General features: G+C 53.8%; 19 protein-coding genes. 2 read left to right on the plus strand and 17 right to left on the minus strand.

Annotated elements, in window-relative coordinates; genetic code table 11:
- Positions 1 to 88: 88 nt before the first annotated feature.
- The 11 genes from M1D70_RS27770 to M1D70_RS27820 form a co-directional block, all read right to left on the minus strand.
- Positions 89 to 655 (minus strand): class I SAM-dependent methyltransferase, encoded by a 567-nt coding sequence (locus M1D70_RS27770; protein ID WP_456288488.1) that lies wholly within the window; start codon positions 653 to 655, stop codon positions 89 to 91.
- Between the two features lie 316 nt (positions 656 to 971).
- Positions 972 to 2369, minus strand: coding sequence for a (Fe-S)-binding protein (locus tag M1D70_RS27775; protein WP_456288489.1), 1398 nt, complete (start codon positions 2367 to 2369; stop codon positions 972 to 974).
- A gap of 16 nt (positions 2370 to 2385) precedes the next feature.
- Complete coding sequence (locus tag M1D70_RS27780) at positions 2386 to 3861, minus strand: FAD-linked oxidase C-terminal domain-containing protein (protein ID WP_452520715.1); 1476 nt, start codon at positions 3859 to 3861, stop codon at positions 2386 to 2388.
- Between the two features lie 130 nt (positions 3862 to 3991).
- Positions 3992 to 5182, minus strand: a complete 1191-nt coding sequence (locus M1D70_RS27785) for an anhydro-N-acetylmuramic acid kinase (RefSeq protein ID WP_456288490.1) — start codon at positions 5180 to 5182, stop codon at positions 3992 to 3994.
- 3 nt (positions 5183 to 5185) lie between these two features.
- Entirely contained in the window at positions 5186 to 6364 is a 1179-nt protein-coding gene (locus M1D70_RS27790) for a DUF1343 domain-containing protein (protein WP_009590131.1), read from the minus strand.
- The gene (locus tag M1D70_RS27795; RefSeq protein ID WP_009590130.1) at positions 6361 to 7056 is read right to left on the minus strand and encodes a hypothetical protein; all 696 of its coding nucleotides are present in this window, start codon (positions 7054 to 7056) and stop codon (positions 6361 to 6363) included. The genes M1D70_RS27790 and M1D70_RS27795 overlap by 4 nt, the downstream gene beginning before the upstream one ends.
- A 26-nt stretch (positions 7057 to 7082) precedes the next feature.
- A complete protein-coding gene (locus M1D70_RS27800; RefSeq protein WP_009590136.1) occupies positions 7083 to 8189 on the minus strand; it encodes an ABC transporter ATP-binding protein in 1107 nt (368 codons plus the stop codon).
- A 14-nt stretch (positions 8190 to 8203) separates the two neighbouring features.
- A complete protein-coding gene (locus tag M1D70_RS27805) occupies positions 8204 to 9037 on the minus strand; it encodes a carbohydrate ABC transporter permease (RefSeq protein ID WP_009590118.1) in 834 nt (277 codons plus the stop codon).
- Positions 9038 to 9068: 31 nt separating this feature from the next.
- A complete protein-coding gene (locus M1D70_RS27810; protein ID WP_456288491.1) occupies positions 9069 to 9986 on the minus strand; it encodes a carbohydrate ABC transporter permease in 918 nt (305 codons plus the stop codon).
- 130 nt (positions 9987 to 10116) lie between these two features.
- Positions 10117 to 11511 carry an ABC transporter substrate-binding protein gene (locus M1D70_RS27815; RefSeq protein ID WP_009590111.1) on the minus strand — a complete coding sequence of 465 codons (1395 nt, stop codon included), beginning with the start codon at positions 11509 to 11511 and terminating at the stop codon, positions 10117 to 10119.
- A 45-nt stretch (positions 11512 to 11556) separates the two neighbouring features.
- Positions 11557 to 12393 (minus strand): MurR/RpiR family transcriptional regulator, encoded by an 837-nt coding sequence (locus M1D70_RS27820; RefSeq protein WP_009590115.1) that lies wholly within the window; start codon positions 12391 to 12393, stop codon positions 11557 to 11559.
- A gap of 225 nt (positions 12394 to 12618) precedes the next feature.
- Between M1D70_RS27820 and M1D70_RS27825 the strand changes: the two genes are divergently transcribed.
- Together M1D70_RS27825 and murQ are read left to right on the plus strand one after the other, a co-directional pair.
- Positions 12619 to 13575, plus strand: a complete 957-nt coding sequence (locus tag M1D70_RS27825) for a BadF/BadG/BcrA/BcrD ATPase family protein (RefSeq protein WP_456288492.1) — start codon at positions 12619 to 12621, stop codon at positions 13573 to 13575.
- Between the two features lie 55 nt (positions 13576 to 13630).
- Entirely contained in the window at positions 13631 to 14542 is a 912-nt protein-coding gene (murQ, locus tag M1D70_RS27830) for an N-acetylmuramic acid 6-phosphate etherase (RefSeq protein WP_009590114.1), read from the plus strand.
- 246 nt (positions 14543 to 14788) lie between these two features.
- Here murQ and M1D70_RS27835 read toward each other — a convergent pair whose 3' ends face one another.
- The 6 genes from M1D70_RS27835 to M1D70_RS27860 all read right to left on the minus strand — a co-directional run bounded on the left by M1D70_RS27835 (position 14789) and on the right by M1D70_RS27860 (position 21974).
- A complete protein-coding gene (locus tag M1D70_RS27835) occupies positions 14789 to 15652 on the minus strand; it encodes an SDR family oxidoreductase (RefSeq protein WP_009590110.1) in 864 nt (287 codons plus the stop codon).
- A 234-nt stretch (positions 15653 to 15886) separates the two neighbouring features.
- Entirely contained in the window at positions 15887 to 16849 is a 963-nt protein-coding gene (locus tag M1D70_RS27840) for an MraY family glycosyltransferase (RefSeq protein ID WP_251501904.1), read from the minus strand.
- Positions 16850 to 17399: 550 nt separating this feature from the next.
- Positions 17400 to 18701, minus strand: coding sequence for a pyrimidine-nucleoside phosphorylase (locus M1D70_RS27845; protein WP_456288493.1), 1302 nt, complete (start codon positions 18699 to 18701; stop codon positions 17400 to 17402).
- Positions 18702 to 18804: 103 nt separating this feature from the next.
- A complete protein-coding gene (deoD, locus tag M1D70_RS27850) occupies positions 18805 to 19512 on the minus strand; it encodes a purine-nucleoside phosphorylase (RefSeq protein ID WP_009589537.1) in 708 nt (235 codons plus the stop codon).
- A gap of 22 nt (positions 19513 to 19534) precedes the next feature.
- The gene (gene deoB, locus M1D70_RS27855) at positions 19535 to 20713 is read right to left on the minus strand and encodes a phosphopentomutase (RefSeq protein WP_456288494.1); all 1179 of its coding nucleotides are present in this window, start codon (positions 20711 to 20713) and stop codon (positions 19535 to 19537) included.
- An 82-nt stretch (positions 20714 to 20795) separates the two neighbouring features.
- Positions 20796 to 21974, minus strand: a complete 1179-nt coding sequence (locus tag M1D70_RS27860) for a NupC/NupG family nucleoside CNT transporter (protein ID WP_456288495.1) — start codon at positions 21972 to 21974, stop codon at positions 20796 to 20798.
- Positions 21975 to 22054: the final 80 nt, after the last annotated feature.

A 22054-nucleotide genomic window follows, 5' to 3' on the forward strand; every position in this document is an offset into this window, starting at 1 on the left:
ATCCACTCCAAAAATACGCGATACGGCTCTTTCTGCTTCCGATCTAAAGAAGTACCTAATCAATACAAAAAGCTGCTATCGTCATAAACTATTTACTGGCAATGATCAGATAGTGGCGATCCGTGGGATACCGGATTCCGTCAACCTGAAGCCCTGCTTGCTCCAACAAAGCTTTCAACACCTGCGGGTCAACCCGGTTCGGCTTCGGAACCCGCTTCTCGGACGGGTCCTCCTGCCATTCCAGACACAAGCAGCGCCCGCCTGGCCGCATCACTCTAGCGATTTGGGAGATAGACTCCTCCAGCCGATCGGTGATGTGAAGAATCAAGGAGGCGATGACTCGATCCACGGTTTCATCCTGGAAGGGAAGCTGTTCCAACACGCCTTCCATCACCTTCACATTCGTGATTCCTTGTTCCTGTGCACGCCCGCGCATCATGTCGAGCATGGCTGGCTCGGTATCCAGCGCGTAAACGGTGCCTGTCGTTAATGAGGCTGCCGGTATGGAAAAATAGCCGGTGCCCGCCCCGATATCCAGCACGTCCACCTCGCCATTCACCTGAAGCATCTTAAGCAGTGAAGAAGCCGGCAGCTCTTTTTTCCTTTCCGGACTTTCCAATCGCTCGATGAGTGACGGATCAAAACTCTCTTTCATGTTATCGCTCTCCTCCTCGATGAATCGCATTTCATGGCATGTTCCAATATGTATTTGTATCAGACTGTGATAAGGAATTCTCCCTGTGGGTCTACCATACCGTTGATCGGGAACGATGTAAACCGGTTCGTTGGTCTTTAACGATTACGGCCGATCCCCTTCCGCTTGGCATGTCTTAGGGAGCCTCTTGATTCTACGCGAACTGTACGAAAGAACCATGCAAGAGATTGGAATAGGATCTGCGGCCATAATAAGGAGTTGAACCAGGAAAAGGGCATTTCCCTGATCATGATGACCATGGAAATGCCCCGATTCGTTACTCGCCCTTATCCTCAATCCATACCTGCCCTGCCAGAAAATCGGCAAGATGAACAGCCTCGATGCCGCGTTGTTTCCCGGCACGCTCGATGCCCCACTTCATCTGCAGCAGGCAGCCCGGATTCGAGGTCACGATGACCTCGGCCCCTGTTGCCTCCACATGCTCCATCTTATGATCGAGCAGCGTCGTCGACATTTCTGTCTGGGTCAGATTGTAAATGCCTGCGGACCCGCAGCAAACCTCTGCTCCCTGTAGCTCGCACATGTCTACGCCCGGAAGCTGCTGCATCAGCTGGCGAGGCTCTCCTTGCACCCGCATGACGTTGCGCAGATGGCAAGAATCCTGGTAGGTGACCTTGACGGTCTTATTCGCGCTTTCCGCTTGAATTGGCGTAAGCGGCCGTCCCGGGCTGCTCAGCAGCTCCGAGATGTCCTTTACCTGTTCTGCGAAACGAACGGCCGCTACCTGAAGCCGCTCATCCTGTTCGGCATGCATCAGATGATCGTATTCCTTCAGCAGGGCGCCGCAGCCCCCCGCATTGCTTGCAATGTAATCCACGTTCGCTTCCCCAAAAGCCCATATATTCTGGCCGGCCAGCTGTTTGGCATCGTCCATTTCACCGGCATGGGCATGCAGCGCACCGCAGCATACCTGCTCCTCCGGAATGACAATCTCGAACCCGGCCTGGCGCAGCAGCCGAACGGTGTTCACGTTCGTAGAAGCAAACATGACATCCATAATGCAGCCCCGGAACATGCCGACCCGGCCGACCTTTGCGCCTGACGCGGGGATCACCATAAGCTTGGAACCGCTCCCTGTCCTCTCGCGGCGGTAGGGCAAGCCGGCCTTGCTCCACAGCTCTTCCAGACCATCGCCCGTTACGTCAGGCAGCGCCTTTTCCAGCTGCTGAAGATGGTCGGGAAACAGCTTCATGGCCCCGGAGCTGCGCGCAAATTTCTGCAGCCCGGATTTCTGATAGAACGAAAGCGTCTTGCCGATCAGCTTCAGTCTTCCGCGATGCGGGAAAATCCCTTGCAGGAACGTCTTGCGGACGACTCGTACCGGCAGCGAATAAGGCTTCTCCGCCGCAATGGCCGCCCGGGTCTGCTCGATCAATTGGCCGTATTTCACGTCGGACGGACATGCCGGCTCGCATGCCCTGCACCCCAGACAGAGATCCATTTGGCTCCGAAAGCTCTCATCCGGTTCCATCAAACCATCGACAACCGCCTTCATGAGGGCGATCCGCCCGCGTGGGGAGGCAGCCTCGAGCCCGGTTTCGATGAATGTCGGACATGCGGTCTGACAGAACCCGCAGCGCATACAGTTCGTCAATTGATCCTCGTCCAGCGTTAGCTTCAGCGATTGTGCAAGCTTCTCATGGGTTGAATTCATGCGCGATCGCCTCCTCTCACGATGTTTCGATCTTCCGATCCTGATCCTGATCCGAAGCTGAGTCCCGCCCTGCTTGCTCCGTCCGCTCCTGGAATACGATGCGCTTTCGGGTTTCCGCAAACAGCTTGCCCGGATTCATGATCTGGTGCGGGTCGATTGCATCCTTGATGGATTTCATCATCCGGATGCCGGCTTCGCCCACCTTCCATTCCAGGTAAGGCGCCTTCACGATACCGACGCCATGCTCGCCGGTAATCGTGCCGCCCATGGCAATCGCCGCCTCAAAGATTTCGGCGAATGCCTCTTCCACGCGATGAATTTCTTCCGGGTCGCGGGCATCCGTCATCGCGGTTGGATGCAAATTGCCGTCCCCGGCATGGCCAAACGTGCAGATCTGCACATCGTATTTCTGGGCAATGCGCTGAACTTCAAGCACCATGTCCGCAATCTTCGAACGCGGAACCGTTGCGTCCTCCAAGATCGTGGTCGGCCGCAGACGGGACAGCGCAGCGAGCGCGCTCCGTCTCGCCTCCATCACCTTCGCCCCTTCTTCCGGGGTCTTGGCGATATTCAGCTGCACCGCGCCGGAAGCAAGACATATCTCCTCCAGCTTCTTCAGATCCCGCTCCACATCCTCCACGCTGCCGTCCTGCTCGATCGCCAGCATCGCTTTGGCGTGAACCGGGAGCCCGATTTTGGCAAAATCCTCAACCACCTGAAGCGTCGGCTGATCCATGAACTCCAAGGTGCACGGGAATATATGATTGGCTATAATGTTGGATACCGTTCGAGCCGCCGCTTGAAGGTCATCATATACGGCGACCATGGCCTTTCTGTATGAAGGCTTCGGAATTAATTTCACCGTGGCTTCCGTCAGTATGGCTAACGTTCCGCCCGATCCCACCAATAATCGGGTCAAATCATACCCGGCGGCATCCTTCACCAGCTTGCCGCCCGTGCGCAGGATACTGCCGTCCGGCAATACGGCCTCCAGGCCGAGTACGTAATCCTTGGTCGTTCCATACTTCAATCCGCGCAGCCCGCCGGCTCCCAAGGCAATATTGCCGCCCATCGTGCAGATGATCATGCTGCTCGGATCCGGAGGATAGAACAGCCCCGTCCGCTCGACCGCCAGATGAAACTGCTTTGTATTCAGACCCGTCTGGAAGGTCGCGGTTAGATTATCCGCATCGATCTCCAGCAGCTTGTTCATACGGGTCATAACCACGATCAGACCGCCCTGAAGCGGAATGGTGCCGCCGCACAGATTGCTGCCCGCTCCCCGCGTAATAACGGGTATCCGGTGCTTCGAGCAAATTTTGACGATGTCGGAGACCTCCTGCGTGCTTCCAGGAAAGATAACCCCGTCCGGCATCGCCTGATACAGAGGTGTAGCATCATAACTGTATGAGACGAGACTTTCCGGATCATCCTTGAACCACTTCCCGCCAACCACGGCGGCCAGCTGCTCGCGAATGACAGATTCCAGCATGTTGTTTCTCCCCCTCCCTTATGCGGGTTTGACTACTAAAGATAATCACTATGCTTACCATCCAATCGCTGCCTAGCATTATCTATGTGCCATCGCTTGGCACTTCCGTTCGCTGGCTTTAATGAATGGTCTATGGCAGCGCCAGCTTTCCCATAACGGTCGGCCTGCGCGCACCGGTTGCCGCTGGCAAATTGTTAGGAACGCCGAGCATGAAGTCATTGCCCAGCAGCGCAAAAATCACGGCTTCCTTGGCATCGTCATCGAAGCCCAGCGCCTTGGAGGTCATGACCTTCTGTTCCGGCAACAGCTCCCCTAACATCGAGAGCAGCGTCTTGTTATGGGCCCCTCCACCGGTTACGATCACCTCATCCATTCTGTGGTGAGGAAACACATAGTTCACATAGCTATCGGCAATGGAATGTGCGGTAAACGCCGTCGCCGTGGCCATCGTATCCTCATCCGAGAGGCTCCTGAGCCTGGCTTGCTCCAGAAACGAAACCGCGTAATTGTGGCCGAACAGTTCCCTACCCGTTGATTTCGGCGGCTCTGCTTGAAAATAGGGATGCGCCATCATCTCCCTTAATAAGACCTGATCCGGGTACCCCCGGGCAGCCCATGTGCCGCCTTCATCATAGGATAATCGCCCTTCGGTCAGCATATGGGCCACCGCATCCATGATCATATTGCCGGGTCCGGTATCAAAGGCAAGCACATCCGAAGGATCCGCCCCTGCGGGCAGCGCCGTGCAATTGCCGATCCCGCCGATGTTCTGCAGCAGCCTCCCCCGCTCCGGATGCCGAAACAGGATCAAGTCTCCGTAAGGCGCAAACGGTGCCCCTTGACCCCCAACCGCCATATCCGCGGGCCGGAAGTCTCCTACCGTAAGTTTGCCGGTGTGCTTGGCGATAACGGAAATATCGCCGATCTGCAAAGTCGAAGAGACGGAATACGGATCTCCTTGCTCCGGTACGGGCTGATGCCAAATCGTTTGTCCATGGGAGCTTACCAAATCCACTTCATCTATGCGCATGCCGGCATCGGCAACCGCTTCCAGGACTGCTGCTCCAAACTGATACCCCAAGTATGCATTCATGCTGCAGACAGCAGCGCTGTTCGAATTCTCCTCACTGCACAAATCGCGCAGCCGCTGCCGGAGCTCCGGTTCGTAAGGCTTGCTATAATAATGCAGCAGCTCAACCGATGCCTCGAAGCCGCTTCCCTGTATGCGGACGATGGCCGCATCGATGCCGTCCAGCGAAGTACCGGACATCAGGCCGACCACAATGACCGGCCTGCCCTCTTTCCATGGCGAGAACATCATATTTTACGCCTCCCCGTACAGCAGATACGGAGCCCGCATCGTTCTCCACTGCTCCGCATCCTTGCCCCACTCCGCAACCAGACGCTGGAGTCCCGCTTCTTCGTGGATGTGCCGGCGGACGTCCTCGCTTCCCGTCAGCAAATCAATGAAGTACCGGCTTCGTCCTTCCGGCGGGCTAAGCCACTGGAACTGATCCGGGTACAACCGGCTGACAAGATGCAGCAGCACAAGCCCTGTGCGCACAGCCTCTACTTCTGCCGGACGGGTCACAAACAGCATGACCCCGCTGCAGCCTTCGCCCTGATGCTTCGAGAAGGTCGGGGTCATGTACATGGAATGGGCATGGACGCCGGGCAGTCCGTATGCGTTGAACGCCTGGGCCAGCTCCTCCCCATTGACCCATGGAGCGCCGATCCATTCAAACGGCCGGGTCGTCCCGCGGCCCTCCGAAAGATTGGTCCCTTCGAAGAAACAGGTCCCGCTGTACAGCCGCACCGTATCCATCGTAGGAATGTTCGGCGACGGCAGCACCCACGGCAAGCCCGTGTCGTTATATTCCATGCCGCGCGTCCAGCCTTCAAGTCCGATGACATCTAGATCGCAGCCGGTTCCCCGCATGTCATTGGCCATCCGCGCGAATTCGCCGATGGTCATTCCGGTGCGGATCGGAATGTGCCATCCGCCCACCATGGATTCATACCCCGGCTTAAGGAAACCTCCTTCGCAGCGCTCGCCGCCCAGCGGATTCGGCCGATCCAGGACAAGGAGGCTCTTGCCATGTTCGGCGCATGCCTCCATAACATACAGCAGCGTCGTCATATACGTATAAAAGCGCACGCCAAGATCTTGAATGTCGAAGATGACGGTGTCTACGTTCTTCAGCATGTCAGCATCCGGCTTGCGCCGCGAACCGTACAGACTGTACACCGGCACGCCGAATACCGGATCCACTTCGTCATCCACGTGCTTGCCTGCCTGCAGCTGGCCGCGCAGCCCGTGCTCACAGGCGAACAAAGCCGTCAGTTCCGACTCGGACAAGCTTGCAATTACCTCGATAGATGAACGAAAATCCGACGTGAGCCCCGTCGGATTCGTAATGACGCCAAGGCGACGACCCGTGATTTTCTCGTGCTTGATGCCTGGCAGCACATCAATGCCGCTTCGCACATTGACTTTTATCATATGCTCACACCTCTCGCTTCGGAGGTTACCACACCGTCTTCCACCGGCTTGGCCTCTTCCGGATTCAGTACATTATACGTAACCTTATGCTGGTATATGGCCCACATGCCATTAAATAAGAATCCAAAGCCAACAACCGTGACGAGCAGCGGAATGGCGACGCAGAAGGCTTGGAAGCATGCGCCCAGCGTATAGGCCGGAAACTTCAGGAACAGCTTGACGCTATGCGCCATGGCTTTAAAGATGCCCATCCCTTCCTGAATGACAAGCTGAAAGGTGTAGAATTGGGAGATGAGCGCCATGATGACAAAATAGGTTTGGAACACGCCGATCGCAAGGTAGCCGATTCCTTCTTTTCCCCCGTAATACCACCAGGTGGACCATAGGATCAATATCATCACGACGAAGAAAAAGCCCATTATAACGGAGGGTCCGAGCCCTTTCAGCGCACCTTGAAACACGTCCTTCAGCCTGGACTTGCCCCGCTCCGTCTTGCGGTGATAGGCATAACAAACACCATAAAAGAGCGGCATATACAGAACCGGCAGCAGCACCAGCGCTGCCCACAGCGGAACGAACATGACCACCGTCACGAGCACCAGCGAGGTAATCATGCTGTACAAGGCCACCGCCGTAATCTCACGGTAAATCTCAACCCCGGTCTTCTTTAACACATCATTCAGCTTGCGCATAGCTTTCCTCTCCTCTTCGTCGTTGTTTACCAATCGATACGCTGCTCCGTCTCAGGATCGAAGAAATGCACTTTATCGAAATTGAAAATGAAGGTTTTGTCCATGCCCGGATAACCCGTCGTTTCCGGATGAACCTTCGCGGTCACGGTCCGGTTGCCTACGCGGAAGTACACCAGATTCTCCGAGCCGAGATGTTCAACGACCTGGACCTTCGTGGAATACTTGTAATTCAGATTGGTTGTGCCCGGCATATCCTCGCCGGTGATATGCTCGGGACGAATCCCCAGAATCAGATGCCTGTTGTCGTATTTGCTTAGGGCACCGGCCATCGAATCCGGAATGGTGAATGTCCCGCCTTCCATCCGGAGAACATTTCCTTCCTTCTGCACGTCGATGAAGTTCATCGGCGGGGATCCGATAAAGCCGGCCACGAACATATTCTGCGGATTCGCATACAGCTCGGTCGGTGAGGCGATCTGCTGGATAATGCCGTTATTCATTACAACGATCCGCTCACCGAGCGTCATCGCTTCAACCTGATCATGCGTAACGTATACGATGGTAGCTTCCAGACGCTTGTGCAGCTCGGACAGCTCTACCCGCATTTGCACGCGAAGCTTCGCATCCAGGTTCGACAGCGGCTCGTCAAACAGGAACACCTGCGGGTCGCGCACGATCGCCCGCCCTACCGCAACGCGCTGACGCTGTCCGCCGGACAGCTCGCGCGGCTTCCGGTCGATCATCGACTCCAGGCCGAGAATGGAGGCTGCCTGCGATACCTTTTGCTCAATGTAGGCCTTGGGCTTCTTCAGGTTCTTCAAACCGAAGGAGAGGTTCTCGCGGATCGTCATATGCGGATACAGCGCATAATCCTGGAACACCATCGCGATGTCGCGGTCTTTCGGATGCAGATTGTTGACCACCCGGTCGCCGATGATGATGTCGCCGGACGTTTGACGTTCAAGTCCCGCAATCATGCGCAGCGAGGTGGTTTTGCCGCAGCCGGACGGACCGACGAATACCACGAACTCTTTATCATTGATCACAAAGTCCGACCCCGCTACAGCGGTAAACGTCCCTTTGTTGTCGTCTACAAATTCTTTTCGTATATTTCGGAATTCTACGCGTGCCATAACTTTGCCTCCTTCTAGCCTTTAACGGCTCCAATGGTGATGCCTTGCAGGAAATAGCGCTGAAGCGAGAAGAACAGGATCATCATCGGCAGTGCCGCGACGGTTGCTCCAGCCATAAGTGCGCCGAAATCGGTCGTGTCCGCATAGACGAAGGAAGCAAGACCGACCTGAATCGTTCTCATTTCCGTCGAGTTGGTCACGAGGAAGGGCCAGAAGAAATCATTCCATGATGCAACGAACGTGAATATCGCAAGCACGGCAAGACCCGGCTTTGCCATCGGAAGAATGACCTTCCAGAAGATGCCGAATTCGCCGCAAGCATCGATGCGCGCCGCATGTATCAAAGAGGTAGGCAGCGATGACATGTACTGCTTCATCAAGAAAATGTTGCCCACGCTTACGATTCCGGGAAGAAGAATCGCCGTGTATGTATTCCCGAGATCAAATACGTCGATCATCAAAATGTATAGCGGAATCAGCGTCACCTGCGCCGGGATCATCATCGTGCTGAGCAAAATCCAGAATACCGCTTTGTTCCCCGGAAACTTCAGCTTCGCAAAAGCATACCCTGCGAGCGAAGCCAGGAATACGTTGGTCACCGTCAGGATGGATGAGATCAATAAGGAGTTAAAGAGCCACCTCATGACGTCGGTTTTGCCAAAAAAACGCTCGTACGGGGCTACGGAGAATACCTCCGGTATCATTTTCGGGATAAACGATGCCGCTGACTTGGTGTCCTGCACAGAGCCGATCAGCATCCAGTACATCGGAATGATCGTCAGAACGCTCCATACCACCAGAATGACCGAGGCCACAATCAGCATGATCACTTTTGATCTTGATTTCATAGGTGCACCCCCTTAGCTTCAAAAATAGGCCTTAGTACTCCACGTCGGACGAGAAGTATTTGAATTGAATGATGGAAATGACAATAATCAAGGCAGCCAGGACAAAAGATTGCGCCGCCGCAAGTCCGAATTCGTAGAAATTGAACGCCGTGCTGTAAATCAGATAGGCGATGGTTGTCGTCGCGAAGTTCGGTCCGCCCTGCGTCATCAGGTACACCGAGATGAACACCTGGAAGGACGTAATGACACCCGTCACCAGCAGATATAGTGTGGTCGGTTTCATTAGCGGCCACGTAATTCGCCAGAATTTGGACCAGCCGCTGGCATGGTCGATGTCCGCGGCTTCATAGAGCGATTTCGGAATCCCGCCCATGGCGGCCAAATAGAGAATAATGCCCGCGCCATGCGAACCGAGCCAGTTCATCAGAATGAGCGAAAAGAGCGCCGTGTTCGATTTGCCGAGCCATATGACCGGGTCGAACCCGAACAATCCGATGAAACGGTTCAGCAGCCCGGCTTGGGTCGGATCGTAGATCGCGAGCCATACCACCGAAATGGTGACGCCGGAGGCAACGGCCGGCAAATACATCGTAGCCTTGAAGAACGTCTGCCATTTATTTTTCATCTGAAAAATAAAAAAGGATAATGCATACGTGATGACAATGTTGACCGGAACGGTACCGATCGTGAAGATGACCGTATTCCTCATGGATTTCCAGAACACTTCATCCTGTACCATCCGTGTATAGTTCTCTGCTCCAATCCATTCGGAGCCCATCACGCTGTATTCCTGAAAGCTCATCAGAAAAGCGGACGCGACAGGGTAGAGCGTGAATATCAAGAACAACAGTACGGGAGCCAGAATGAATAAATACGCCCATCCATATTCTCGTATGTACCCCTTCATGGGGGGACGTGATGGCCGGGCTTGCGCCGGGGCAGTCTGCATTTGATTTCCTCCTTTGCGCACAGGTGAAGTATTTTCATGAAGCCTTATTGAGCCTGGAGCGATTGGTTTAAAAAGGGAGTGCCCCGATCGTTCCTGCTAAGGACAACGGGACACCCCCTTATAACTTCAATTACTGTCCTAAAATTTGTTTGCCTTTGTCCTTGAAGTCTTGTGCGATCTGCTCCGGCGTCTTCTCGCCCGAGAACAGCGCTTGAATGTTCGGCTTCACCACTTGCTCCTTGAATTTCTTCTGGTTGCCCGAAGCATCCGCATCGAGATTCAAAGTCACCGGAATTTCTTTGAAGTTCGCGAAAATTTCCGCTGCTTTAATAGTAGATTCCGTCCCGAGCCCTTTGCCTTCATAAAACTCCGCTTGGGATTTGCGTACGAAAGGCAGCACCAGTTCATTCGCGGAATTACCGGCTTTCGCGCCGCTCAGTCCTTCCATGATCAGGAACGTATTCTTTGCATGCTCTTCGCCTTTATCCTTCTTCTGTTTGAACGCCACGTAGCCTTCGCCAAACATGGAGGTCTTGCGCTCAGCCCCGTCATTATGCGGAACCGGCAGCAGGACGAAGTCGATTTTCGCGCCTTGGACCGTACCGCTGTCAATATCCTTCGCGCGGTTCTGCAGCATCACGTCATAGTAAGGGATCGCCTTGGACACGATCGCGGCTTCCTCGGCATAGAACAGGTCCATCCGTTTCGCCGGCGTAATCGCGGCAGTCTCGGCAGGCAGATGTCCGGCTTTCATCAGATCGGACACGAACGTCATCGTATCCAGAATCCGCTCGTCATTCCATTGGAACTCGCCCTTGTCGTTCAGAACGTCAGGCATGCCGTTGCTGCGTGTCAGCATTTCCATGAAGTCCAGGGAAGTACCGTCCGTCACCAGCGCATACTGCGTATTGCCATTCGGAAGTTTCTTGGTCAGCTTCTCGGCAGCAGCCTTGAACTCGGTCCAAGTCCAGCCGTTCTCTTGAATAGCCTTCCAGTCGATGCCTGCTTCTTCGAGAATCTTCTTGTTGCCGCCCCAAGCCCAGAGGGATTGGTACAGCGGGAGACCATACTGCTTGCCCTGGATTTGACCCAGCTCAAGCGTTCCCGGCAGGTAGTCGTTCTTGATTTCATCCGTAATATAAGGGGTCAGTTCCAGTGCCAGGCCCGTATCCACATAAGCTCCATCCACCGCGTGGAAGTATAGGTCAGGCGGGTTGCCGGCATTCAAGGCGACGTCGAACTTCTTCGGGCCTTCAGCCCAGGAGAGCACTTCGGTTTGTACGGTAATATGCGGATATTTCTCCTTCAAATCCGCCACATGCTCTTTCAATTCATCTTCGTATTTACCATGTACCGGATAAGTCCAGACAACGACCGTGTCCTGCTTCGGCGCAGCTTCGCCGTTTCCTTCCGAAGCCGTTCCGCTTCCGCCTTCCGGTGCCTTCGCTCCGCCTGAACCGCCGCAAGCCGCGGTAAACACGAGCATCAAAGAAGCCAACAATGTAAGCCAACCTTTTTTCTTCATGTACTACTCCCCTTATCATTTATATATTTGTGGTTTCGCTATGAACTACAACCGCTTGATCGCTCGCCGGCTTTCATCCAGGTATTTCACTGAATTCTCGTAATTCCGGCTGGCGACGCCAAGATATAAAATATCGATAAGATTAAGCTGCGTAATACGAGAGGACATCGCGCCACTGCGAATCTCGTTCTCCGTCGAGGAGGTGTACAAAGGTATGTCGACCGATCGGCTCAAGGTAGAATCCCCGTATTTGGTAATGCCAATCGTCTTGCATCCCTTCTCCTTGGCAATGGCTGCTGCGCGGATCACCTCGTCCGTTTCACCGGAATAGGAAATGCATACGGCCGCATCATCCGGAGTCAGCAGCACCGCCGAGGTGAGCTGAACATGAGGGTCCGGAAAAGATATGCATACCTTATTGATCCGCAAAAATTTCTGTTGGGCATCCATCCCGATCAGATTGGAAGCCCCTACCCCAAACATGAAAATGCGCTTCGACTGATCGAGGGCCAGAACGGCCTCTTCCACCATCCCTTCCTCCATAATCTTCATCGTATCCCGAATCGATTGAATGTTATTGTTCGAGACGTTCTGTATAATTGCAGAAATGCTGTCATTGGGCCGGATATCCTGATATCCGGTGGCTAATGGCTCCTGCAAGTCTCCGGCTACCTTCAGTTTCAGATCCTGATAGCCTTTGAATCCCATCGTTTTGCACAGGCGCACAATCGCTGCCTGACTGGAGCCGCTTCGGACAGCAAGATCCGCCACCGACATTTGTATCATCTCTGCCGGCTCCTGCAAAATGAAGGCTGCAACCTTGCGCTCGGACGGATTTAATGAATCATACACCTCGCGCAATCGAACCAATCCGCCGTTCATTTCTTGCCCCCCTTTTCAAATCATCCTCTGATGGTCACTACTATGTAATATTACTTTACACATCTTGAATGAAAGCATGACTGGTATCGCTTTCACTATCAGTGGATTGAGTTTATTATAAATTGTATGAAATTATATTTCAATACATAATTCATGATTTAAAATTTTATTTTACAACACCTGGTTTTTCTCCTATACTGGATATAGAAAGCGAAGTGGTTCAATATGGAAATTTTTATCGGTGTCGATGGCGGCGGTACGAAGACCGAAGCAACCGCTATCAATAGCGCTGGAGTAGTGTTGTCCCGTTTTACCGGAGGTTCCACCAATCCTTACATTGTAACATTCGATAAAGCGATGGAGGAACTCCAAACCGTGTTGGATGAGCTCCTGTCCCCCCTTTTTAATAAGTCGTTTTTATTAACATCAATATGTCTTGGTATGTCAGGTATAAGTTCGGTTGAGGAGCGGCAGCGTGTACAATCTCACCTTCGTTCCTACTTCCGGCAGCGGCAGCTCTCGTTACGTATTTACATGCGTTCGGAAGCCGAAATTTCATTGATGGCGGTACTGGGGCGTCAGCATGGAATACTCGCAATCTCAGGAACAGGCTCCAATACCTACGGCATCACCCAATCGGGAGACATCCACCGCGTCGGTGGTTGGGGACATCTTCTCGGAGATGAAGGCAGCGGTTATCAGATCGGACTTCAGACTCTGAAATCCGTGATCAAGAGCCATGAAGGCATAACGCCCCCCACCCTCATGAGCAGCCTGATCGTTGCAGCCTACCCGATCCGGCATATTACCGACCTCAAATCTTACATTTACCAGCCCGCTATAACGAAACAGGATATCGCCTCCTTCGCCCGCTGCTGCATCGAGGCAGCCGACGCCGGCGATGAAACGGCACTACGCATTATCAGGCAGCAGGCCGAAGAGCTGGCCGATACCACATGCGCGCTCATTCGACAGAACGCCGAATTCGCCGAGAGCGAGCTTGTGGGAATCGGCTCGATTTTCAAGCATTCACGATGGTTCCGGGAGACGTACACCCGCCTTATGCTTACACGTTACCCCCTGCTCCGTTTCCCTGAAGGAAACCGTGAGCGAACGCCCGCACAGGGCGGGGCCCTGTTGGCCTGCAAGCTATTTACTGACGGCGTCTCTGACTTGCTGTAGCTTCCACATCATCAGTGCCCGTCCATATTCCAAGGCAAAAAAGGAGACCTGTCTCATGACGAATATTCTAAGTCAATTGACAACCGAACAGCCTCATGAAAATACCCAGAACATTGATCAGTTGAGCTCGGAACAAATCATGATCCTCATCAACAATGAGGATAGCCTGATCACCGATGCGATTCGCGAACTCATTCCTCTGATAGCCAGGGCGGCCGATCACGTCGTCGAAGCTTTCCAGAAGGGCGGCAGATTGTTTTACATCGGTGCGGGGACCAGCGGTCGTATCGGGATTCTGGACGCATCCGAGTGCCCGCCTACCTATGGAACGGACCCGTCCATGGTGCAGGGATTGATTGCCGGCGGCTTCAGGGCCGTCAAAGAGGCCATCGAAGGCGCTGAGGATAGCGAAGAGCTTGGCGAGCAGGATATCAATGAAAACGGTATCAACGAGAAGGACGTCGTTCTAGGCATCGCTGCAAGCGGACGCACGCCGTATGTCCTTGGCGCCATGAGACGCGCCAAGGAAAGAGGGGCCGTTGTTATCGGTCTGTGCAACAATTACGAATCGCCGATGCATCAGTATGCCGAATTCGTGATCGAAGCCGTCGTAGGCCCCGAGGTCATCATGGGCTCCACGCGCATGAAGGCCGGCACCTCTCAGAAGCTGATTCTGAACATGCTGACGACAACCGCCATGATTCGGATCGGCAAGGTTTACAAAAACCTGATGGTTGACCTCAACCCGTCGAACAATAAGCTGGTCCATCGCGCGAAGCGCATCATTACCCTGGCAACGGGAGCATCGGAGGAGGCCGTGGAGAAGGCATACCTTGAAGCCGGCGCCCATGTCAAAACCGCGATCGTGATGCTGCTTGCCAACGTCAGTGCCGCGGAAGCCTCCAAGCTTCTTGACGGTACCAGCGGGTTTGTGCGCAGCGCGATCGATATGAAAACAACGAAATAACATAACGTTTGCCAATATGCGAAGTTTCTGTCGTGAAATGTTAAACGGGATATCCCAGTTCCGGTCGATCTGGAGGATATCCCGTTTATTTGTTTGCCAGCCTTGGACCTTTATGTACGGATAGACGTCATCTTATTGATGGGCCGACGGGCTTCATCGTTCATGGATGCCCGCTTCTGCCCCATCGGATCGTTCGGCTTCAGCCCCTCGCGAAACCTGGACTTCTTGTAAACAACCGTGGATTCATCACTCCTTGTCCGATGCCCGGCCGACCTGTTGTTCGCTCCATTCCCACAGGCGCGCAGCCAGCTTTGGATCCCTTGCCTTCTCGGTCGTTTTGGCCGGTTTGCATTTGACGTAATATTCCCCTGTTACATGCTCCACTTCAGGGCTTGACGCCAAGTAAATCGCTGTCCGGGCTCCTTCGAGCGGGGTTAAGAAGAACGGACGAAGCAGCTTGTGGACGGCTTTGCCGAAGCCTGTATCCCGGTTCACGCCGATGCTGGTGCTGACGGCGCCGGGATGAAGCGCATTAACCGTTATCCTTGTCGGCTGCAGCCTACGGGCCAGCTCTTTGGTGAATAAGATGTTAGCCAGTTTGGACTGCGCGTAACCCTTGGCCACATTGAATCCCTTCCCAAGATTCGGATCATCAAAGTGGATGCTGCCCACCTTGTGCGCTCCGGAGGAAACGTTCACGACCCTCCCCTGCCTGGCACGCTGAAGGGGCTCCAGCAGCTCGTTCGTTAGCAAAAAATGCCCCAGATGGTTGACTCCGATCATCGCTTCGAATCCGTCCTTCGTCAGTTCCCGCTGAATGGTGACCACGCCGGCGTTATTCACCAGAACATCAAGCTGCTCGTATTTCGCCTTATATTCGGAAGCAAATGCCCTAATGCTGTCAAAAGACCCCAAATCCAGCGACATCAGCTCGATGTTCGAGCTGCCGCTCTCCTGCTGCGCCTGCCGAAGAGCCGCTTCGCCCCTGGCTTGACTACGGCAGGCCATAATCACGTGCGCTCCGCCTTTTGCCAGCTCCGACGTCGTTGCCAGGCCCATGCCGGAGTTGGCTCCCGTTACGATGACGATCTTTCCTGTCATGTCATTCATCCCGCTGACCTCCCGTTCGTATTCCTTCTACCATTGTAATAAAAAAAACGTCTATCGACGTACTTTCTCAGAAGACAGACCGCATTTAGCGGAAGTTTTTCTTGCAAGATAAGGATGGTAATCCTCTGAAGTTTATACTTTCTTATCTCTAAAAAAAAGTCCCGCCACCAACATCGATCTGGAGACGAGACTTCTATTACCTACTAAAGAAAGCTTATGCCAGGCTTATACGCCTCAAGCGCCGCCGTTCATGGCGAGTATGATCGCGGCCAGTCCGAAGCACAGGTTCAGCAGGCACAGAAATACCAGCGTCTGCTTCTGGTTGAGCCCCGTTGCCAGCAAACGATAATGGGCTTGGGAGGCATCGGCCTGATAGATCGGCTTGGATTGAAGCATTCGGCGGATGACCACGATGATATTATCGAAGATCGGCACGCCCAGCGCGAAGATGGGTACGAACAAGGACGCCAGGGTCGCACCCTTAAACGCGCCGTCCAGAGCAATGATCCCGAGGATGAACCCGAGGAAGGTAGCGCCGGCATCCCCCATGAACACTCTGGCCGGCGGCTTGTTATACCTTAAATATCCCAGCGCGGCTCCTACGAGTATGACCGCGAGCAAGGCGGATTCGCCTCGGCCCATCGTCATCGCGACAACAAACAGCGTACCTCCGGATATGGCGGATAGCCCTCCTGCCAGCCCGTCGATGCCGTCCGAGAAGTTAATCACCGTCGTAACGCCGAAGATCCACAGAATCGTTAAGATCAGCTGCAGCCATTCCGGCAAGTTAATATAGTGACCCGTAAACGGATTGTTGAATCCTTCGAACGCGATGCCATAGCTGTATACTACGACGGCTGCGCTGACCTGTACAATGAGCTTCGGCAGCGAAGCCAGCTCCTTGCCCTGGGACTTATACCAATCGTCCACGAGGCCGATCCCAAGAATCAACGCGCTACCGATAAAGATACCTACCGCTTCCCTTGAGATGGTACCTGTAAGCGCAAAATAAGTGATGAAAAATCCGATGAATATGGCGACTCCCGCTGTCAGCGGTATCGGCTCGCGGTGTATTTTCCGCTCGCTGTCCGGCCTTGGCTTGTCCACAAAATCAATCTTGATCGCAAGTTTGCGAAATGGCGGAATCAATACCAACACCAGCACCATGGATATGACAAACGCTGCAAAATAGAGCATGGTTTCCTCCCAATGAATGATGAATAATGGAGAACATTGCAATCTAAGTATATGACTTATAGCGAATCCTATCAACCTATCAAAAAGAAAAAGACCGCCGCATCCGTAGAAATTCTACTTAGCAGCAGCCCCTCCGGACTCATCGGTTAAGACTCCTTCTTCACCGCAAGCCCAATGATCATTACGATAAGTGCCAGCAAAGCAATCAACTGATCGATGGTCATGGCCAAAAGCCTCCTTGAATGGCAGGATGGCTCTTGCCGGACTACGCATCTCCCTCTCCCGTTAAATGCCTTACGTTTTCCCCATTACCATCCTATGAGGGTTCATCCCCCGTTTATGACGATAACCGCCAAAAAACCTGCCCCGTTCAGATAACTTTCCAGGGCAGGTTTGCATCTCGCGCAGGCAAGGGGAAGAGGCAGCGCACGGGGTACGAGGCACTCATTCCGGACAGCGTACGAGGCACTCATTCCGGACAGCGTACGAGGCACTCAATTCAAACAGCGCCAGCGTTCAGGTTATGGCTCGCTTCGGATCGGGATTCACCTTATTCCGTCACGATGTCATAGATCAATACAGGCGCATCCGCATGATCAGCGATTCGAATGCTTTCATACAGCTTCTGCTTCACGTCGTCCACGTTCTCGCGGTTGGCATGGATCGTGACAAGGGAATCGCCTTTCTTCACGGTATCGCCGACCTTCTTGTTCAGCATCAGGCCTACCGCCAAATCAATTTCGGATTCCTTCGTCGCGCGGCCGGCCCCGAGCAGCATCGCCGCCGTACCGATCTCATCCGCTACCAGCTCGGCGACAACGCCGTCCTGCTGCGCGGGAAGCTCAATGAAATACTGTGCCTTCGGCAGACGGTCCGGATGATCCACCACGGACGGATCTCCGCCCTGGTTCTGGATGAATTCCTTGAACTTCTCCAGTGCCTTGCCGTTGCGAATCACCTCTTTTAGCTTCTCTTCGGCATCTTCGAGCGAGTCCGCCTTCCGGGCCAGGTACACCATCTGTCTGCCCAGCGCCAGGCACAGCTCTTCCAGATCCTTCGGACCCTCGCCGCGAAGCGCATCGATCGCCTCCTGCACTTCCAGCGAGTTGCCGATCGCGGCCCCAAGCGGTTGGCTCATATCGGAAATGACCGCCATCGTTTTGCGGCCGACGTTGTTGCCGATGCTGACCATGGCGTGTGCCAGTTCCTTGGCATCCTCCACCGTTTTCATGAACGCGCCTGCGCCGGTTTTAACGTCCAGCACAATCGCATCCGAGCCGGCGGCAATCTTCTTGCTCATGATGGAGCTTGCAATCAGCGGAATGGAATTGACGGTAGCCGTCACATCCCGGAGCGCATACAGTTTTTTGTCCGCCGGCGTGAGGTTCCCGGTTTGGCCGATGACGGCGATTTTATGTTGATTCACAAGGTTCACAAATTCGTCTTTGCTGATCTCCACATGGAAGCCTTCGATGGATTCCAGCTTGTCGATCGTTCCTCCGGTATGGCCGAGGCCGCGTCCCGACATCTTCGCTACCGGAATATCCAGAGCCGCTACGAGCGGAGCCAGCACCAGCGTCGTCGTGTCGCCTACGCCCCCGGTGGAATGCTTATCGACCTTGATTCCCTCAATTGCGGACAGATCAATCGTTTCGCCGGAGTTTACCATCGCCATCGTCAAGTCCGCCCGCTCCCGGTCGGACATGTCCTGGAAATAAATCGCCATGTTCATGGCGCTCACCTGATAGTCGGGAATGTCTCCCTTGGTATATCCGTCGATAAAGAAATTGATCTCTTCTGTTGTCAGTTCCTTGCCGTCGCGTTTCTTCGCAATTAAATCAACCATTCTCATCGTACATTCTCCTCACTGTTTGCGATGATTGTATTTCTTCCACGGGAATCACTACAAATACGGACCGTTCTTCCGATCGCTAACTGCCCCCAAGGGCAGTTCCTTACAACGAAATCGCCGTATCCAGCGCGACCTCCATCATCTCGTTAAACGTCGTTTGCCGCTCCTCGGAAGAAGTCTCTTCCCCTGTGAGCAAGTGATCGCTCACGGTCAGGATCGTCAAGGCATTCACGCCGAATCGTGCCGCGATCGTGTAGAGCGCCGTCGTCTCCATTTCCACGCCGAGCACGCCATGCTGCATCAGCTTCTCCACCACGGATTTGTCCTCGCGGTAGAATACATCGGACGTGAATACGTTGCCGACATGCATCTTCAGGCCTTTCTCCTTGCCACGCTCATACGCGCCGAGCAGCAGCGGGAAGCTGGCAATCGGGGAGAAATCATAACCGTTGAAGTGGTGACGATTCATGCCGGAATCCGAGCAAGCGGCCTGGGCCAGAATGACGTCGCGCACCCGGACGTGCTCCTGCATCGCGCCGCAGGTTCCGACGCGGAACAGGTTTTTGACGCCATATTCCCGAATGAGTTCATTGACATAGATCCCGATGGAAGGCACGCCCATGCCCGAACCCTGCACGGAAATGCGTTTCCCTTTGTAGGTTCCCGTAAATCCGAGCATCCCCCGCACTTCGTTGTAGCAGGTCACGTCCTCCAAATACGTCTCGGCAATGAATTTAGCCCGCAGCGGGTCGCCTGGCAGCAGAATCGACTCCGCGATATCTCCCGGTTTCGCTCCAATATGTGTACTCATATCCCATTCCTCCACTTGTCGATTATTTCAAATCACTCAAAAAGCTGGTTCCGTGCTCCGGCAGCTTCACGCCGAAGTTGTCGGCAACCGTGGCGCCGATGTCGGCAAAGGTCTTGCGAAGCGGCAGTTCCTTGCCTTTCGCAAAGCGAGGGGAATATACCAGCAGCGGCACGTATTCTCGCGTATGGTCCGTGCCCTTGTAAGTAGGATCATTCCCGTGGTCGGCCGTGATGATCAGGAGATCGTTCTCCGTCATTTTCTCGAATACCTCCGGCAGGCGCCGATCGTAATCCTCCAGCGCTTGGCCGTATCCTTTCGGGTCGCGGCGGTGTCCGTAGACGGCATCGAAATCCACGAGATTCAGGAAGCTCAGCCCCTTGAAGGATTCATCCAGGGTTTGCACCATTTTGTCCATGCCGTCCATGTTCGATACGGTTCTGACTGCCTTCGTAATGCCTTCCCCGTCGTAAATATCGGAGATTTTACCGAGGGCGATGACGTCAAGGTCGGCATCCTTCATCTCGTTCATCGTCGTACGTCCGAAAGGCTTCAAGGCATAGTCATGCCGATTCGCCGTACGCTTGAAGCTCCCCGCCTCGCCGATAAAAGGACGGGCGATGATCCGGCCGAGCATATACGGATCTTCCAGCGTGATTTCGCGGCAGAACTCGCAGATTTCGTACAGCTCCTTGAGAGGAACCACATCTTCATGAGCGGCGATTTGAAGCACGGAATCGGCAGAGGTATAGATGATCAAAGCCCCTGTTTCTACATGCTCTTCGCCAAGCTCTTCGATAATCTCCGTTCCGCTGGCCGGCTTGTTGCCGATGACCTTCCGTCCGGTTTTCTCTTCGATGCGCTGAATCAGCTCGTCGGGGAACCCGTCCGGGAATACGCGAAATGGCGTATCGATATACAAGCCCATGATCTCCCAATGGCCTGTCATGGTGTCTTTGCCATTCGAAGCTTCCTGCATCTTCGTATAGTAAGCCCGAGGTTGATCCGCAGCAGGGACTCCCTCGATCTCCCGGATGTTGGACAGCCCGAGCGCTGCCATGTTCGGCATGTTCAGCCCGCCGCATTCGCGGGCGATATGCCCCAGCGTGTCGGAGCCGATGTCGTCGAAATCAGCCGCATCCGGTGCTTCCCCGATGCCAACGGAGTCCAATACGATCAAGTGAATTCGGTCAAAACGTTCCATATCCAAGTGCTCCCCCTCATTTATGAGTTTTAAATCAAACTATCCATAAGGCTCGCTTGTAGTAGCTCGTTTCCTGCCAGGCTTACAGGAACAGTCCGGTAATGGTGGCCGACAGCACGCTCACCAGCGTCGCCCCGTACAGCAGCTTTAGGCCGAAGCGGGCAACCACGTTCCCCTGCTTCTCGTTCAGGCCTTTGACCGCGCCGGCAATGATGCCGATCGAGGAGAAGTTGGCGAAGGACACCAGGAATACCGATACGATACCTACGGTGCGTTCGGACATATTCGTGAAGTTGGCCAGATCAAGCATCGCGACGAACTCATTCGATACCAGCTTGGTAGCCATGATGCTGCCTGCATCCACCGCCTCTTTCCAAGGCACGCCCATCACAAAAGCGAATGGAGCAAAGATGTAACCTAACAGCTCCTGGAAGGTGATTCCGAAAATAATATCAAAAATGCCGTTGATCATTGCGATCAAAGCAACGAAGCCGAGGAGCATCGCAGCAACGGTAATCGCAACCTTGAAACCATCCATAATGTATTCGCCCAGCATTTCGAAGAAGGATTGCTTCTCCTCCTCCTGCACCTCCAGAATATCCTCTTCCTTCTCCACCTTGTAGGGATTGACGATGGAAGCAATGATAAATCCGCCAAACAGGTTCAATACAAGCGCGGTCACCACATACCGCGGCTCGATCATGGTCATGTATGCGCCGACGATCGACATCGATACCGTGGACATCGCGGAAGCGCAGAGCGTATACATGCGGTGCTTCGGAATTAAGGCGATCTGTTTTTTGACCGAGATAAACACCTCGGATTGCCCCAGGATCGCGGAAGCTACCGCATTGTAAGACTCCAGCTTACCCATGCCGTTGACTTTACTCAAGACGAGGCCGATATATCTTACGATAAACGGCAGTACCTTAATATATTGAAGTATACCAATCAACGCGGAAATAAACACGATTGGCAGCAGGACGTTTAAGAAGAACGGACCATCACCTTCAATGGCAAAGCCGCCAAATACAAACCCGATTCCGGCTCCGGCGTAATCAAGCAGCGCTTTAAACGTATTCGCTATCCCTTTGACAAGATACTCGCCGACATTGGTGTTCAGCAGTATGAATCCAAGGATCAGCTGCAGCACAATCATGACAGCCAGCGGACGATAACGAATGTTGCGCTTATCATTGCTGATAAGGAACGCAAGACCGAATACGACCAGTAAACCTAGTATGGCGATTAGAAATTTCATCGTCGATGTTCCCCCATAGGTGAATTTTTTTGATAGATGGCATGGCTACCGAATCATCGAAAACCTTATACCCTAATAAA

The organism is Paenibacillus sp. AK002, assembly GCF_053903045.1.